Genomic DNA, 15,197 nt, shown 5'->3' with positions numbered 1-15,197 from the left:
GATATGGCGCGTGATCCGTTGGACCCCAAAGGGCTGATTTACGAATCCTACCGGATTGACGGCATCACTGATCCGGAATGCCGGTCGGTTTTCCTCGATTGGGCGCTGTCGCTGCCTGCGGGGCAGGAGGTGCCGGGAGCGCTTGCCGAGATGATCGTGCGCTATGGGACAGATCATCCCGAGCATCCGATGACGCAGGTTCTGCGCGAAGGTACGGTCAGCGCGGGTCCGGCGCGCAGGCGGGGTGGCTGGCGGTCACGGCCGCGTGGGTCTGATGGCACATCTTAGGATAGCCTGTTGCCGTTATGTAATGCGCCTTTGCTCGGACGGTTGACACGGTAAAACACTGAGTTTGTCTCAAATGCGCCCTAATCGGGCGTCATCCATAGGGTGCGACACGAAGCAGGCCCATGGAGGAAGACATGAGCAAACTGAAATTGATGGCTGCGATGATGCTGGGATTGGGTCTGTCGGCCTGTGGCAGCGCGGATACGGCCACCCGCAATGCGCCGCTCGAGGCACCCGCGCTGCGGGCCGCACCGATTTCGTTGAATGTGCAGCAAATTCGGGTCAGTGTTCCCAAATCGCTCAAAGCCTCTGAGGCCAACAGCTATTACCCGATGGGTGATATCGTCTGGCGCGAGGATGCGCCGGGAGATCGCCATGCTCAGGTCAAGACGATCATGGAAGAGGCTCTGGCGACTGGCGTGGCAGGATTGCAGCCCGGCACGATCCCGGTGGTTCTCGATGTCGAGGTGACGCGGTTCCACGCGTTGAGCGAGAAGGCGCGGTACACCATTGGCGGTATGCATACGATCCACTTTGCCATGACCCTCCGCAATCCGGTGACGGGTGAGGCTTACGGCGCGCCGAAACCGGTCAAGGTCAGCTTCAAGGCGCTTGGAGGAAGTGCAGCGGTTGCCGCCGAGCAACGCGGCATCACGCAGAAAGTTCGGATCTCTGAGCGTTTGGCCAGTGTGATCCAGACCGAATTGGGCATGCCCGTGCGCACGGACGCCGATCAGGTCGCGGCGCTGAGCGTGACCGAGTAAATCTGATCTTTTCCACAGACAGCAATGGGCGTAAGGGGACGGTATGACACCGTCCCCTTATCCTGTGATCCGCCTCCGCCCGAATGTCGAGCCGCGCGCCATCCGTCATGGTGCGCCTTGGGTATTCGATAATGAAATCGTGACCGACCGGCGCACCAAGGCGCTGCAGGCGGGCACTATCGCCATCTTGGAGGATGCCGAACGCGCGCCTCTGGGGCTGGTGGCGGTCAATATGGCCTCAAAAATCATGGCGCGGATGATGGAGCGCGATGTGAGCGTTGCCATTGACCGCGACTGGCTGGTGGCGCGTCTGACCCGTGCCCATGAGATGCGCGCGCGGCTGCATGACGCGCCGTATTACCGGCTGGTGCATGCCGAGGCGGATGGGTTGCCCGGTGTGGTGATCGACCGCTTTGACGATATTGCGGTCATTCAGCCCAATGCGGCCTGGGCCGAGGCGATGCTGGCCGATCTGGTGTCGGCTGTACAAGAGGTCACGGGCGTGGGCACCGTGCTCAAGAACGCTGGCGGCCGGGCGCGGGGTCTGGAAGGGCTCGACGATCAGAGCGCGGTTCTGGTGGGCGAGGCCCCGACTGCACCTGTGCCGGTGGCGATGAACGGGGCCATCTATATGGCCGATCTCCTGGGGGGGCAGAAGACCGGGCTTTTCTATGACCAACGCCCCAACCATGCCTTTGCGGCGCGGTTGTCCAAGGGCGCGCGGGTCTTGGATATGTTCAGCCATGTGGGCGGGTTTTCTCTGGCGGCCTTGGCGTCGGGTGCGGACCACGCTTTGGCGGTTGATGGGTCAGAGCCTGCTTTGAGCCTGGCTGCCGACGGGGCGGCCCGGATGGGGGCCTCGGAGCGGTTCACCACGCGGCGCGGCGATGCGTTCGACGTCATGGAGGCGTTGGCCGCCGAGGGCGCGCAATTCGACGTGGTGATCTGCGATCCGCCTGCCTTTGCGCCGACCAAACAGGCGATGGAAAAGGGGCTGCGCGCCTATGAGCGGGTGGCGCGGTTGGCGACCCCGTTGGTGGCTCCGGGCGGCTATCTGATCTTGTGTTCCTGTTCGCATGCGGCGGATTTGAGCAAGTTTCGCTCGGCCTGCACGCGTGGCATTGGGCGCGCGGGCCGCATGGGACAGTTGATCCATACAGGATTTGCCGGGCCGGATCACCCCTTGCACCCAAATCTGGCCGAGTCGGGCTATCTCAAGGCGCTGTTTTACCGCCTATGAAGGTGCTCTTGGACACTTGCGTCATCTACCCCACGGTGATGCGCGAGATGATCCTTGGCGTGGCTGAGGCCGGAGCCTTCACGCCGCTCTGGTCCGAGCGCATCCTAGGCGAATGGCGGCGCGCGGTGGTCAAGTTGGGACCGGAGGCCGAGGCGCAGGCGGCAGGCGAGGCCGCAGTGATGACGGCACGGTGGCCGGGGGCCTGTGTCAGCTATGCGCCCTCTCTCGAGGCGCGGCTGTGGCTGCCGGACCCGGCTGATACGCATGTGTTGGCAGCCGCGATTGCCGGGTCGGCCGATGGAATCCTCACGTTGAATGCGCGCGATTTTCCCCGCAACACGCTGGCGGAAGAGGGGTTGTGGCGGGCTGATCCCGATGCGTTTCTGCACGGTATCTGGCGGGCACAGCCGGAGATAGTGGCGGATGTGGCGCAGGTGGTTCTGGACAAGGCGCGGCATCTGTCGGCGGGCAGTTGGGAGATGCGCCCGCTCTTGAAAAAGGCGGGGTTGCCGCGTTTGGCGAAGGCGCTCGGGTCCGTTTGACGGACGGGTGCGCAAAAAATTCACGGGTTCGCGGAATAAACCCTGATCCTCGGCGTTTATCTTATGTCCGCCCACGCGGCGGTGTTCAGGTAAATGAGAGGAGAACGATCATGACAGAGATCAATAGCATGGTCCTCACACGGCGGCGGGCCTTGGCGCGATTGGGGCTGGTGACCGGGCTGGCCTATATGGCGCCGGTGATGATGCATCTGAGCGCGGCGCATGCCTCGGGTGCCGGTGGGGATGGCGGCGGTGGTGACGGCGGCGGCGGATCAGGCGGTGGGGGGTCCGGTGGCGGTGCCTCTGGCGGTGGGGCCTCTGGTGGTGGCGCTGGCGGTTCTGGCGGTGGTGCCAGCGGTGGGCGCGGCTCTGGCCCATCTGGGCGTGGGGCGGATGGCCGTGGGTCCGGTCCCTCGGGACGGTGACGACGAGCACGCGCGGCGTTTGCGACGCTGCGCGTGGCGTTTGCCTGATCCGCTCATGTCTTGCCCAAGTGTCGGAACGCGAGCCCGTCCGATGTCGGCAAAACCTCGCGCATCCTGCTTGCCAGAGAAGAATAGCAGGTCATTTGCGGTAAATTGCAACGTAGAACGTCGTCCATTTATTGGCACTTTGCGTCAACAGGAAACACGCGACAGGAGAATGACATGACACAGGAAGATAGGGTACAGGAAGATACAAAGGCTCTGACGCGGCGGCGGTTGTTGACGCGATTGGGTCTGGCGACCGGGTTGGCGTATGTCGCCCCGGTGATGATGCATCTTGGGGCAGCGCATGCCTCGGGGGCCAGTGGGCGTGGATCACGCGGCTCGCGGGGGTCTGGAGCCTCTGGGCGAGGGTATCATCGGAACGGGTATTATTACGAGCGGGGGTCCAAGAGAGGCTCTTATGGCTCGGGGCCGTCAGGCAGGGGCCGCCGTGATCGCGTAAGCACGGGTCAGGTGGTCGATCAGATCATCGGCACGTTGGATGATCTGGGGGCGTTGCGCTGAGATGCGCGTGGAGCCGCCGCATTTGAGGTCGCTCGGGCCGCGTCGATGGGCGGCGCCGGGCAGGACCAAGACCCGGTTGAGCTGTGCCGAAGCGCCGCAGGTGGTGGAGCTTTGCGGGGCAGAGGCGGTGGGCCGCGCGTTGGACACGGTGATGCCGGATTGGGGTCTGCGGGCGGTGAAAGACCCGGTGCCGCCCGGTGCCCCCGTGACGGTGATCACGGATACGGCGCCCAAGGGCTATAGTTTTCAATCCTGGTGGTCGCGAACGCCGCTAACAACGCTGGGCCTCGCCGGGGCGAGTTGTGGCGTCGTGGCGGATCTGGTGCAGAGCTATTGCGATGCGCGGCCAGACACGCTTGGGCTGCATTGCGGGGCGGTTGAGGTGGGCGGGCATCTCCTAGCCTTTACCGGGCCGTTCCGGGCGGGCAAGACGACACTGGTCACTCGGTTGGCGGCGGAGCCGGGCGTGCGGCTCTTTTGCGACGATGTGCTGCCGGTGCGGCCGGACGGGCAGGCGGTGGCGCTTGGGATTCAGCCGCGCCTGCGGCTACCGTTGCCAGACGGCGTGTCGGATGGGTTTCGCCGCTATGTTGCGGATCATCTGACGGTGCAGGACGGTCGCTATGGGTATGTCGAGAGTCCCGAACAGGCGCGCACCGGCACGATGGCCCCTTTGGCGGCGTTGATTGTGCTCAGGCGCGAGGAGGGTGCGCGGGCGCGGTTTCACCGGATGCGGTCGGCAGAGGCCGCAGCGCATCTGATCCGCCAGAACATTGCCGATCCCGGTGAGGCAGAGGCGCATTATGATCGGCTGACCGCTCTCGTTGCGGGGCTCTTTTGCGTGACGCTGGTCTATTCCGATCTGGAGGAGGCGGTGGCGCAGGTCCACCGCGCCTTTGGTGCGGGGCATCTGCCGGCGCCGGATCTCGAGATCGACGCGCCCTTGCCGCCAGACCCGATCGAAGACGATGTGTCGCGGGCCGATCTGTCGGGGGTCTATTGCCGCTCGGCGGAGGTGAGCGCGCGTGAGATCGGTGAAGATGTGTTTCTCTGGCAAATGGAGGGGCGCAATTTCTTTCGTTTGAATCCGGTGGCTGGCGCGGTGTGGGATTTGCTGGAAGAGCCCGCGACGGGCCATGAGATTGCCGCGACGTTGATGGACGTGTTTGCCGATACCCCGGCAGAGATCATCGCGGCGGATCTGTCAGCCCTCTTGGGGCAGCTATCGGCGCGTGGATTGGTGAAGACGTCAATCAGCGGATGAGCGTGCGCATGCCTTGATCAAGACCTGCAAGGGTCATGGGCACCATGCGATCCTCAAAAACCTCTCGGATCATCTGGATGGATTGCGTATAGTCCCATTCGCCCCGAGGCACTGGGTTGATCCAGAGGTGATTGGGCCATTGGCTGCGGGCGCGATTGAGCCAGACCTGTCCCGCCTCGGCGTTCCAATGTTCATTGGCACCGCCGGGATAGGCGATTTCATAGGGCGACATGCTGGCATCGCCGACGAAGATGCATTTGTAATCTGCGCCATAGGTGCGCAGTACCTCTTGGGTCGGGGTCTGGGCATTCCAGCGACGGGTATTGTCGCGCCACACACCCTCATAGAGGCAGTTGTGGAAATAGTAGTATTCAAGGTGTTTGAACTCAGCGCGGGCGGCGCTGAACAACTCTTCCACCACCTTGATATGCGGGTCCATTGAGCCACCGACGTCGAGAAAGAGCAGCACCTTGACTGCGTTGCGCCGCTCTGGCCGGGTTTGCACATCGAGATAACCATGTTCGGCGGTGGCGCGGATGGTGCCGTCGAGATCGAGCTCTTCGGCGGCCCCGTCGCGTGCCCATTTGCGCAGGCGTTTGAGCGCCACTTTGATGTTGCGGGTGCCAAGTTCGACCGAGTCGTCGAGATTGCGGAATTCACGCTTGTCCCAGACCTTGACCGCGCGGCGGTGGCGGCTCTGGTCTTGGCCAATCCTGACACCTTCGGGGTTGTAGCCATAGGCCCCAAAGGGCGAGGTGCCAGCGGTGCCGATCCATTTCGAACCGCCCTGATGGCGGCCTTGCTGGTCCTTGAGGCGCTCGCGCAGGGTTTCCATCAGCTTGTCAAAACCACCGATCGCCTCGATTTCGGCGCGTTCTTCGGCGGTCAGATGCTTTTCAGTGAGTTTTTGCAGCCATTCGGCGGGCAGGTCGACGGCATCGAGCACGTCTTGGGCGCTGACGGCCTCAAGCCCGGAAAAGCTGGCGGAAAAGGCCTGATCGAAGCGGTCGATATGGCGCTCGTCTTTGACCATCGCGGTGCGGGCAAGGTAATAGAAGCCCTCGACGTCATAGGTGACCAGGCCGCGACCCATCGCCTCGAGAAAGGTCAGGTATTCGCGCAAACTGACCGGCAGGCCCGCGCGTCTGAGGTTCTCGAAGAACGGCAGGAACATCGCGGATCAGAGCACGCTGCGGTGGATGATCAGCGTAAGGAAAAGACCCAGAAGGGCGAAAATCAGCGCTAAAACAAAGGCATACTGGAGGATGTCCGCCAATTTTCCTTTGCGTCGCCACGCCATGAGCGCGCCGGTCAGCGCGCCCAGAATTGCCCCGATGATAACAATCATGCCTTACCCGTTTGGTCCTTTGAGCGGGCTGAGCGCGCCGACTTCGCGCAGTTTGGCGCGCACCGCCCAATCCGCGCCGTACCCGTAACGCGCCCAGCCGAGACTGTCCAGCCTGACGGCGCGCGCCTCGGAGACGCGGCCCGAGAGATCGAGCGCCTCGGCGCGCAGCATCATCAGCGTGGCCAGAAGGGCGGCGTTCTCGGCGCGCTCTGCCGTGGCAATATGCGGTCCAAGCAGCATGAGGGCATCCTCGTCGCGCCCCTGCGAGACCGCATAGGCGGCCAATTGGGCGGCGGCAAAGGCGCGGTGCAACTCGGTGCCGGGGTTGGCGTCATAGAATCGCTCGGCCGCGACAAACTGATCCTGTGCAAAGTCCGGATCGGTGGATTGGGTGATGCGTCCGAGCGCAAAGTGGCTGAAGGCGCGGCGGTGGTCGGTCCAACCGACGGCCTGCGCGATGCGGACGGCGTCCATCGCGGCGGTGCGACGCTCCATCTGGCGGGCACCCGGCCCGAGAGCGGTCTGGATGGCATCAATCCAAGCGCGCGGGGTGGACCCCGAAAACCGCGGTGCGAGACCGTCGCCGCCGGGGTTGAGACGCGACAGGATGCCGGGAAGACGCTCTTCGACCTCGCGGCGGGTCATGCCTGCGCGCAGTTCGGGAGCATAAAAGGCGCGCAGCACCAGCATGTCAAACCCGGTCAGGACCGCATGGACATTGTCATCGTTAAAGACGCTGTCGGAGAGGCGGTAAAGGTCGTTGAGCGGTCCAAGCGCCTGCGCCAGCTCTTCGTGCAGGCAATCGCGCACCTCTTGGGGGCTGGTGTCATTGGGCACGAAAATTGCGATCGTCTCGCGGCGTCTGAGTTGGCTCCAATCCGTGACACGGGAATTGCGGGCCGCGCGATACTGTGAGAGGCGGGTTATATTGGGCACGACGAAACAGGCCGCCTTGGGCAAGCTGCGCTGAATGGCGTCGCGGCTCACGGCCTCGATGGTGATGTTTGCCGGGCCTTCGGTGACGCGGGAAATGTTCATCCCGGCCTCGGTTTGTAGGCGGTGCAGCAGGCGATTGAGGTCCGAGATCAGGGTGATCGGTGGCGCGCCGGTGACGCGGACCGTGATTGGTCCCTCAAAGCGCGAGAAGTGTTGCAACATCCGACCCGATTCAAGCTGGAAGCCGAGATCCAGGATGTCACGCTGGATGTCACGATTAGAGCGCTGCGCCGGCACAGGGCGCGGTGCGGAAAACGCCTTCATCGGAGGCATGCCGGTCTCTTGCGGCATGGCGGCGCGTGACGCGGGTTCGTTATAGCTATAATTACCGGGCACGCAGGCGCCGAGCATCAGGCAGATTGGCAGGATTACACGACGCATCAGGCCCCCGTATCGTTTTCGGTCACAACAGACACCGCCGTCGGAATAACGGGGGCCAATCGCCGGTGGGGGCGGGCAAAGCAAAACGCGGTCGTCGTCTCAGCGAACCGCGCCTTTTCTCTGCCACGGCCTTAGCCGGGTTGGGGGCAGAATTCCTGTTCATCCTGTTCCGCGTAAGGAGCATTTGAGGCAAAATTGTGGCACCCACATTTTACCACGAATGCCGATACATGTCACGGTTGTTTTTCTTTGTAAATCAGATACCTGACTTGCTTGACCTTACCGCTGACGGCGCGCCATGAAGGCGAGGCGTTCGAAGAGATGCACATCCTGCTCGTTCTTGAGCAAGGCACCGTGCAGTTTCGGGAGAGCATCGGCCCCGTCGCGCCGCAAGTCTTCGGGCGAGAGATCCTCGGCGAGGATGAGTTTGAGCCAGTCCAGAACCTCGGAGGTGGAAGGTTTCTTCTTGAGGCCCGGCTGGTCGCGAATCTCAAAGAACTGGGTGAGGGCGGTCGTGAGCAGCGCGGTCTTGATGCCGGGGTGATGCACTTCGATGATCCGCTTTAGGGTCTCGGGATCGGGAAAGCGGATGTAATGAAAGAAGCAGCGGCGCAGAAACGCATCGGGCAATTCTTTCTCGTTGTTCGAGGTGATGATGATGACCGGGCGATGGCGGGCACGGATCGTCTCGCCGGTCTCATAGACGTGGAATTCCATGCGGTCGAGTTCTTGCAAGAGGTCATTGGGAAACTCGATATCGGCCTTGTCCACTTCGTCGATGAGCAGCACCACCTTTTCATCCGAGGCAAAGGCCTCCCAAAGTTTGCCGCGTTTGATGTAGTTGCCAACGTCATGCACCCGCGCCTCGCCCAACTGGCTGTCGCGCAGGCGGCTGACGGCGTCGTATTCATAGAGCCCCTGTTGTGCCTTGGTGGTGGATTTGATGTTCCACTCGATGAGGCGCAAACCGAGCGCGCCTGCCACCTGCCGGGCCAGTTCGGTCTTGCCTGTGCCGGGTTCGCCCTTGACCAGCAGGGGGCGTTCCAGCGTGACGGCGGCATTGACCGCGACGGTCAGGTCATCAGTCGCGACATAGGCATCGGTGCCTTTGAATTTCATCGGTTTTTTAATCCTCTTGCAGCGCAATCGCGCAGTGTTCCGCGCTAAACTAGACCGTTCGACAATTCACATCAATGCCGCGTGATTGCCTAGTGACATTCTATGAAGTGGCGTGTAGATCACCGCGCATGGGGCGCCGAATGTCTGAGGAGTTCATTATGCCAGACACTGGCTTTGATGAGGGGATCGAGATGAAAGCGGAAGTATTTCTGCCCAATGATTACCAACCTGCCGAGGATGAGCCGTTCATGAACGCTCGGCAGATGGAGTATTTCCGGCGCAAGCTGATGGCCTGGCGATTGGAGCTGCTGGAAGGCAGCCGGGAGACAATCGAAGGGTTGCAAGACGGCACGCGGGCAATTCCCGATGTTGCAGACCGCGCCAGCGAGGAAACCGACCGGGCTCTGGAACTACGAACGCGGGATCGTCAGCGCAAGCTGGTGTCCAAGATTGATGCGGCGCTGCGCCGGATCGAGGACGGCGAATACGGCTATTGTGAAATGACCGGCGAGCCGATCAGCCTCAAGCGGTTGGATGCGCGGCCCATTGCCACGATGACGCTTGAAGCGCAGGAACGCCATGAACGGCGCGAAAAGGTGCATCGCGACGACTAGACGAGCAAGGGGTTACAGGCCCGGGATGAAATTTGATCTAAATGACGCGCCGGGACTTTCCTCCCGGCGCGTTTCGTATCAAGACATGCGCATGACGTTGGACGGGCTGAGCATAGCGGTCATCGGGGCCGGAATTGGTGGGTTGGCTGTGGCCCGCGCCCTTTGCCTGCGCGGTGCGGATGTAACGCTGCTGGAGCAGGCCCCCGAGATCAGCGAAGTGGGGGCGGGATTGCAGATCAGCCCCAACGGATTCGCGGTCTTGCGCGCGCTCGGGCTGGAGGAGGTGTTGCAGGCGCGTTCGGTGCAGGCACAGGCGGTCAGCCTGCGCGATTATCGTGGCGGAGAGGTGCTGCGGCTCGATCTGACGACGCTGGAGCGGCCGGAGTATCATTTCATTCACCGTGCGGATCTGATTGACAGTCTTGCCGATGGTGCGCGCGCTGCGGGCGTTAAACTGCGGCTGATGCAACGGGTGGCGGCAGTCGAGGATGGTGCGCGACCCGTGGTGCGGATGGCCAATGGATCGAGCCTCGATGTGGATCTGGTGATCGGAGCGGATGGGTTGCATTCGGTGGTGCGGCGCGCGCTCAACGGCACGGTGGCGCCGTTCTTTACCCGGCAGGTGGCGTGGCGGGCGGTGGTACCCAACCTTTGGGGGCGCGGTCCCGAGGCGCAGGTGCATATGGGGCCGATGCGCCATGTGGTCAGCTATCCGCTGCGCGGTGGCACGTTGCTCAATCTGGTTGCGGTGCAGGAACGGGCCGCCTGGACCGAAGAAAGCTGGAGTCAAACGGATGATCCGTTGGCGTTGCGGGCGGCCTTTGGCGATTTCGGGTCAGAGGTTCAGGCGATGTTGGCGGCGGTTGAAGAGGTGCATCTCTGGGGCTTGTTCCGGCATCCGGTGGCGCGGGTCTGGCAGCGCGACGGATTGGCGGTCTTGGGCGATGCCGCGCATCCCACCTTGCCGTTTATGGCGCAGGGGGCGTCGATGGCGCTCGAGGATGCCTGGGTGCTGGTCGATGCCTTGAGCGAGGCCGAGGGGCTGGCGGAGGGCTTGGGCCGGTATCAGGAGAGGCGCGAGGCGCGGGTGCGCCGGGTGGTCGAGGCGGCCAATCGCAATGCGTGGAAATACCACCTGAGCTTTCCACCGCTCAGATGGGCCGCGCATACCGCGCTGCGGGCAGGGGGGGCCTTTGCCCCTGACCGAATGATACGACAGTTTGACTGGCTGTATGGGCATGATGTGACGCGCAAGGCGGGGTGAGGGGGGCACCTCAGAGGCGCGGGTCGCATGCCAAATGACCGCTCAAGATCAATTCCAACGACTTGCCGTAGCGACGGATTTCAGGCGTCGATTTCTACCCACAACGGAACATGATCTGAGGGTTTGTCTCGGGCGCGGATTTCCTTGTCGATGCCACAGTCAGTCAGCAAATCCGCCGCTTGCGGGCTGAGCAGAAAGTGGTCAATACGGATGCCGTCATTCTTGTTCCAAGCCCCGGCCTGATAATCCCAGAAGGTGTAATGCCCCGGACCCTGCACCCGCGCGCGGAACGCTTCGGTGAAGCCCAGATTGAGGATGCGGCGAAAGGCGGCGCGGCTCTCGGGGAGGGCGAGCGCATCCTCGCGCCACGCGTCGGGGCGGGCCGCGTCCTCATCCTGCGGGATGATGTTGTAATCGCCGCCCATCAGGACCGGCTCTTCGCTGGCGAGAAGATCGCGCGCGCGGGCCTGCAGGCGTTCCATCCAAGCGAGTTTATAATCGTATTTTGGTCCCGGCGTCGGGTTGCCATTGGGTAGGTAAAGACCGCAGAGGCGCAGCGCGCGGCGGTCTCCCATGACGGTCGCCTCGATCCAGCGGGCCTGTTCGTCCGTGTCGTCACCGGGCAGGCCGCGCGTCACATCTTCGAGCGGGCGTTTCGAGAGGATCGCCACGCCGTTAAAGCCCTTTTGCCCGTGGGTTTCGACGTTGTAGCCGAGATCCTCGAAGATTTCGCGCGGAAAGCCGTCATCGACGGATTTGATCTCTTGCAGGAGGGCCACATCGGGGGCGGCCTCATCAAGCCAAGCGGGCAGGGCGTCGATCCGGGCCTTGATGCCGTTGATGTTGAACGTGGCGATTTTCATGGCGCGGCCCCGTGTTGTCGTTTGATCCTCTATCGCGCAGGGGCGCGGGGGTGACAAGCGGTCACATCGAGAACGAGGTGCCGCAACCGCAGGAGGAGGAAGCATTTGGATTGTCGATCACAAAGCGCGCGCCGATCAATTCTTCGCTGAAATCAATCGTCGCCCCGGACAAGAAGGGCAGGGATACGGAATCCACGACCACTTTTTGCCCCTCACCTTCGAGAATCAGGTCGTCCGCCGCAGGTTGATCCAGCCGGATTTCGTATTGAAACCCGGAGCAGCCGCCGCCCTCAACCGCGACGCGGAGGGCCTGTCCCTGATCCCCCGCGCCGATTTCGGCGAGGCGGGCAAAGGCGCGATGGGTCACCTTGGGCGGAAGTTGCATGGCGGGCTCCGGGGTGTTTTACGTTTCGGTTCAACTGCAATATATGGTCCATGGCCTCTGGCGACAAGGATATCCCGCATGACCGCTCTTTATGCCTCTGATCCCACGGCGATCCGGGGGCGTTTGGTACCTGAAGAGGAGAGTGTTTTTCGCTCACCCTTTCAGCGCGATCGCGACCGGATCATCCATTCCAGTGCGTTTCGGCGGCTCAAGCACAAGACACAGGTTTTTGTCGCGCATGAGGGCGATTATTTCCGCACGCGGCTCACGCATTCCATCGAGGTGGCGCAGGTTGCGCGCACGATTGCCGGGGCGCTCGAACTGAATGACGAGCTGACCGAAGCGGTGGCGCTGGCGCATGATCTCGGGCACCCGCCCTTTGCCCATGCGGGCGAGGATACACTGAATGCGCTGATGGCGCCCTACGGCGGGTTCGATCACAACGCGCAGGCGGTGCGGATCGTGACCGCGATGGAGCGGCATTATGCCGCGTTCGACGGGCTCAACCTGACATGGGAGACGCTGGAGGGGCTGGCCAAGCATAATGGGCCTGTAGCCGGGCCGCTGCCCTATGCGCTGGCGGAGTACAACGCGCGGCATGATCTGGAGTTGCACACCCACGCCAGCGCCGAGGCGCAGGTGGCCGCGCTCTCGGATGACATCGCCTATAACAATCACGACCTGCATGACGGGCTGCGCGCGCGGCTGTTCACCGATGAGGAGATTGCGAGCCTGCCCATCGTGGGCGACTGTTATGCCGAGGTGGACCGGCTCTATCCGGGGCTGGACGCCAAGAGGCGTCGGCATGAGGCCTTGCGCCGGGTGTTCGGGGTGATGGTGGGCGACGTGATCGACTGTTCGCGCGCGGCCCTGACACATGCGCGACCTGAAACGGTGGCTGAGGTGCGCCATATCGGGCGACCGGTGATCCGGTTTTCGGACGGATTGTGGGCGGATCTCAAGGCGATACGCGGCTTTCTCTTTGCCCGCATGTACCGCGCGCCCGAGGTCATTGCGATGCGCGACCATGTGCATGTCGTGGTGAGTGACCTCTTTCCGCATTACCTGCATGCGCCGCAGCACCTGCCGGAGGAATGGCGCAAGGATGTGGCGCAGGCTGAAGATGAAACGGCTCTCGCCCGGTTGGTGAGTGATTACATCGCTGGCATGACGGATCGTTTCGCGCTTCAGGAACACGCGCGGCTGACGGGCAATCCCGATCTGATTGCGGACAGAGAGGGGCTTTAGCGCGTTGCGATCCGGTCTTTGGTCCAAGGGTGGGCAAGGCTTGTGATTGACGCGCCTCTCGCCGTTGAGTAACCCACCGCAATGCAGCAAGGAAAGCTTTTATGAACCTCTTTACCGATATGCGTGCCCTCGTCGTGGAAACGCTGGCCGCGATGCAGGCCGGGGGCCAATTGCCGGAAGGGCTGGATCTGGCCAATGTCACGGTCGAGCCGCCGCGTGATGCGGCACATGGTGATATGGCGACCAACGCGGCGATGGTGCTGGCAAAGCCTGCGGGCCTCAAGCCGCGCGAGATTGCAGAAGCGCTTGCGGCGCGGCTGGGCGATGATCCCCGCATCGAGCATGTCGAGGTGGCAGGTCCGGGGTTTCTCAATCTGCGGCTCTCACCGCTACTCTGGCAAAACGTGGCGCGCGCAGCGTTGCAGCAGGGCGTCACGTTCGGGCGCTCGACCATGGGACAAGGGCGCCGCGTCAACGTGGAGTTTGTCAGCGCCAACCCCACGGGGCCGCTGCACGTGGGCCATACGCGGGGGGCTGTGTTTGGTGACGCTCTCGCGAGCCTTTTGGATTTCGTGGGCTATGAGGTCACGCGCGAATATTACATCAACGATGGTGGCGCGCAGGTCGATGTGCTCGCACGGTCGGTCTATCTGCGGTATCTTGAGGCGCATGGGCAGGCGGTGGCCTTTGCCGATGGCACCTATCCCGGGGATTATCTGATCGACGTGGGTGAGGCGCTCAAGGCGGAGGTGGGCGATGCCTATGTCGGGCAGCCCGAGGATGTCTGGCTGGAGCCGATCCGGGATTTTTCCACCGATCGGATGATGGCGCTGATCCGCGAGGATCTGGCAGCGCTTGGCGTCGAGATGGACGTATTCTATTCGGAAAAGTCGCTTTATGGTACGGGCCTCATTGAGGCGGCGATTGAGGATTTACGCGGTAAGGGCCTGATCTATCGCGGCGTGCTGGAGCCGCCCAAGGGCAAGATGCCCGAGGATTGGGAGCCGCGCGAACAGACGCTATTCAAATCCACCGAACATGGCGACGATGTGGACCGCCCGATCATGAAATCGGATGGTGGCTGGACCTATTTCGCGCCCGATATTGCCTATCACTACGACAAGATCAGCCGGGGGTTTGACCTCTTGATCGACGTGTTTGGTGCCGATCATGGCGGCTATGTCAAGCGGATGAAGGCGGCGGTGTCGGCGCTGTCGAATGGCCGGGTGCCGGTCGATATCAAGCTCTGCCAACTGGTCAAGCTCTTCAAGAATGGTGAACCGTTCAAGATGTCGAAGCGCGCGGGCACCTTTGTCACGCTGCGCGATGTGGTGGATCAGGTGGGGGCCGATGTGACCCGCTTTGTGATGCTGACGCGCAAGAACGATGCGCCCTTGGATTTCGATTTCGACAAGGTGTTGGAGCAATCCAAGGACAATCCGGTGTTCTATGTGCAATATGCCAATGCGCGGGTGAATTCGGTGCTGCGCAAGGCTGCGGAGGCCGGGATCGCGGTGGATGATGCCACGCTGGCGCAAGCCGATCTCTCTGGCTTGACCCACGAGGCAGAGTTGAACGTCGCACGCAAGATCGCCGAATGGCCGCGTCTGGTCGAGATTGCCGGGCGCACCAATGAGCCGCATCGCGTGGCGTTTTATCTCTATGATCTGGCGTCGGATCTGCATGCCCTCTGGAACCGGGGCAATGACGATGGGTCGTTGCGGTTCATTCAAGAGGGCGATGTGGCCACATCGCAGGCGAAAATCGCCCTTGCGCGTGCTGTAACCGTTGTTATTTCCGCAGGTCTTGGTATTCTTGGGGTCACTCCGGCGGAAGAGATGCGCTAACGCACCAAGCCGGGGGTGAGGCAGAACAGTACATCCCCGGCG

The 15,197-nt window shown here is 62.6% G+C and carries 17 protein-coding genes; 11 read left to right on the top strand and 6 right to left on the bottom strand.

Annotated elements, in window-relative coordinates:
• Positions 1-3 precede the first annotated feature (3 nt).
• The 7 genes from ACSSVY_RS14355 to ACSSVY_RS14325 all read left to right on the top strand — a co-directional run bounded on the left by ACSSVY_RS14355 (position 4) and on the right by ACSSVY_RS14325 (position 5,090).
• Entirely contained in the window at positions 4-288 is a 285-nt protein-coding gene (locus ACSSVY_RS14355; RefSeq protein WP_454270270.1) for a hypothetical protein, read from the top strand.
• 134 nt (positions 289-422) lie between these two features.
• Complete coding sequence (locus tag ACSSVY_RS14350; RefSeq protein WP_454270268.1) at positions 423-1,052, top strand: DUF6778 family protein; 630 nt, start codon at positions 423-425, stop codon at positions 1,050-1,052.
• A 43-nt stretch (positions 1,053-1,095) separates the two neighbouring features.
• Positions 1,096-2,292 carry an RSP_2647 family RNA methyltransferase gene (locus ACSSVY_RS14345; protein WP_454270267.1) on the top strand — a complete coding sequence of 399 codons (1,197 nt, stop codon included), beginning with the start codon at positions 1,096-1,098 and terminating at the stop codon, positions 2,290-2,292.
• Complete coding sequence (locus tag ACSSVY_RS14340) at positions 2,289-2,834, top strand: RSP_2648 family PIN domain-containing protein (protein WP_454270265.1); 546 nt, start codon at positions 2,289-2,291, stop codon at positions 2,832-2,834. Before ACSSVY_RS14345 ends, ACSSVY_RS14340 begins: the two co-directional genes overlap by 4 nt.
• Before the next feature lie 110 nt (positions 2,835-2,944).
• Positions 2,945-3,259 carry a hypothetical protein gene (locus ACSSVY_RS14335; protein WP_454270264.1) on the top strand — a complete coding sequence of 105 codons (315 nt, stop codon included), beginning with the start codon at positions 2,945-2,947 and terminating at the stop codon, positions 3,257-3,259.
• Between the two features lie 222 nt (positions 3,260-3,481).
• On the top strand, positions 3,482-3,826 hold the full coding sequence (locus tag ACSSVY_RS14330) for a hypothetical protein (RefSeq protein WP_454270262.1): 345 nt from the start codon (positions 3,482-3,484) through the stop codon (positions 3,824-3,826).
• Positions 3,827-3,902: 76 nt separating this feature from the next.
• Complete coding sequence (locus ACSSVY_RS14325) at positions 3,903-5,090, top strand: PqqD family peptide modification chaperone (RefSeq protein WP_454270261.1); 1,188 nt, start codon at positions 3,903-3,905, stop codon at positions 5,088-5,090.
• On the opposite strand, the gene ACSSVY_RS14320 is transcribed toward ACSSVY_RS14325, so the two are convergent.
• The 4 genes from ACSSVY_RS14320 to ACSSVY_RS14305 all read right to left on the bottom strand — a co-directional run bounded on the left by ACSSVY_RS14320 (position 5,080) and on the right by ACSSVY_RS14305 (position 8,934).
• On the bottom strand, positions 5,080-6,264 hold the full coding sequence (locus ACSSVY_RS14320) for a vWA domain-containing protein (protein ID WP_454270259.1): 1,185 nt from the start codon (positions 6,262-6,264) through the stop codon (positions 5,080-5,082). The genes ACSSVY_RS14325 and ACSSVY_RS14320 overlap by 11 nt on opposite strands.
• Before the next feature lie 6 nt (positions 6,265-6,270).
• Positions 6,271-6,438, bottom strand: a complete 168-nt coding sequence (locus tag ACSSVY_RS14315) for a hypothetical protein (RefSeq protein ID WP_454270258.1) — start codon at positions 6,436-6,438, stop codon at positions 6,271-6,273.
• Between the two features lie 3 nt (positions 6,439-6,441).
• A complete protein-coding gene (locus ACSSVY_RS14310; protein WP_454270256.1) occupies positions 6,442-7,815 on the bottom strand; it encodes a DUF2927 domain-containing protein in 1,374 nt (457 codons plus the stop codon).
• 279 nt (positions 7,816-8,094) lie between these two features.
• The gene (locus tag ACSSVY_RS14305) at positions 8,095-8,934 is read right to left on the bottom strand and encodes an AAA family ATPase (protein WP_454270254.1); all 840 of its coding nucleotides are present in this window, start codon (positions 8,932-8,934) and stop codon (positions 8,095-8,097) included.
• 158 nt (positions 8,935-9,092) lie between these two features.
• Between ACSSVY_RS14305 and dksA the strand changes: the two genes are divergently transcribed.
• The gene (gene dksA / locus ACSSVY_RS14300) at positions 9,093-9,548 is read left to right on the top strand and encodes an RNA polymerase-binding protein DksA (protein ID WP_454270252.1); all 456 of its coding nucleotides are present in this window, start codon (positions 9,093-9,095) and stop codon (positions 9,546-9,548) included.
• Positions 9,549-9,639: 91 nt separating this feature from the next.
• On the top strand, positions 9,640-10,812 hold the full coding sequence (locus ACSSVY_RS14295; RefSeq protein WP_454270477.1) for an FAD-dependent monooxygenase: 1,173 nt from the start codon (positions 9,640-9,642) through the stop codon (positions 10,810-10,812).
• A gap of 80 nt (positions 10,813-10,892) precedes the next feature.
• Here ACSSVY_RS14295 and xth read toward each other — a convergent pair whose 3' ends face one another.
• Together xth and ACSSVY_RS14285 are read right to left on the bottom strand one after the other, a co-directional pair.
• Complete coding sequence (gene xth / locus ACSSVY_RS14290; RefSeq protein WP_454270250.1) at positions 10,893-11,675, bottom strand: exodeoxyribonuclease III; 783 nt, start codon at positions 11,673-11,675, stop codon at positions 10,893-10,895.
• A gap of 61 nt (positions 11,676-11,736) precedes the next feature.
• Entirely contained in the window at positions 11,737-12,060 is a 324-nt protein-coding gene (locus tag ACSSVY_RS14285; RefSeq protein WP_009819020.1) for a HesB/IscA family protein, read from the bottom strand.
• 78 nt (positions 12,061-12,138) lie between these two features.
• On the opposite strand from ACSSVY_RS14285, the gene ACSSVY_RS14280 reads away from it, so the two are divergent.
• Together ACSSVY_RS14280 and argS are read left to right on the top strand one after the other, a co-directional pair.
• Positions 12,139-13,308, top strand: a complete 1,170-nt coding sequence (locus ACSSVY_RS14280) for a deoxyguanosinetriphosphate triphosphohydrolase (protein WP_454270249.1) — start codon at positions 12,139-12,141, stop codon at positions 13,306-13,308.
• 101 nt (positions 13,309-13,409) lie between these two features.
• Positions 13,410-15,155 (top strand): arginine--tRNA ligase, encoded by a 1,746-nt coding sequence (gene argS, locus ACSSVY_RS14275; protein ID WP_454270247.1) that lies wholly within the window; start codon positions 13,410-13,412, stop codon positions 15,153-15,155.
• Positions 15,156-15,197 lie beyond the last annotated feature (42 nt).

The sequence above is a fragment of the Roseovarius sp. MBR-51 genome (genome assembly GCF_053628575.1).
This window is presented reverse-complemented; position numbering and strand designations above follow the sequence as displayed.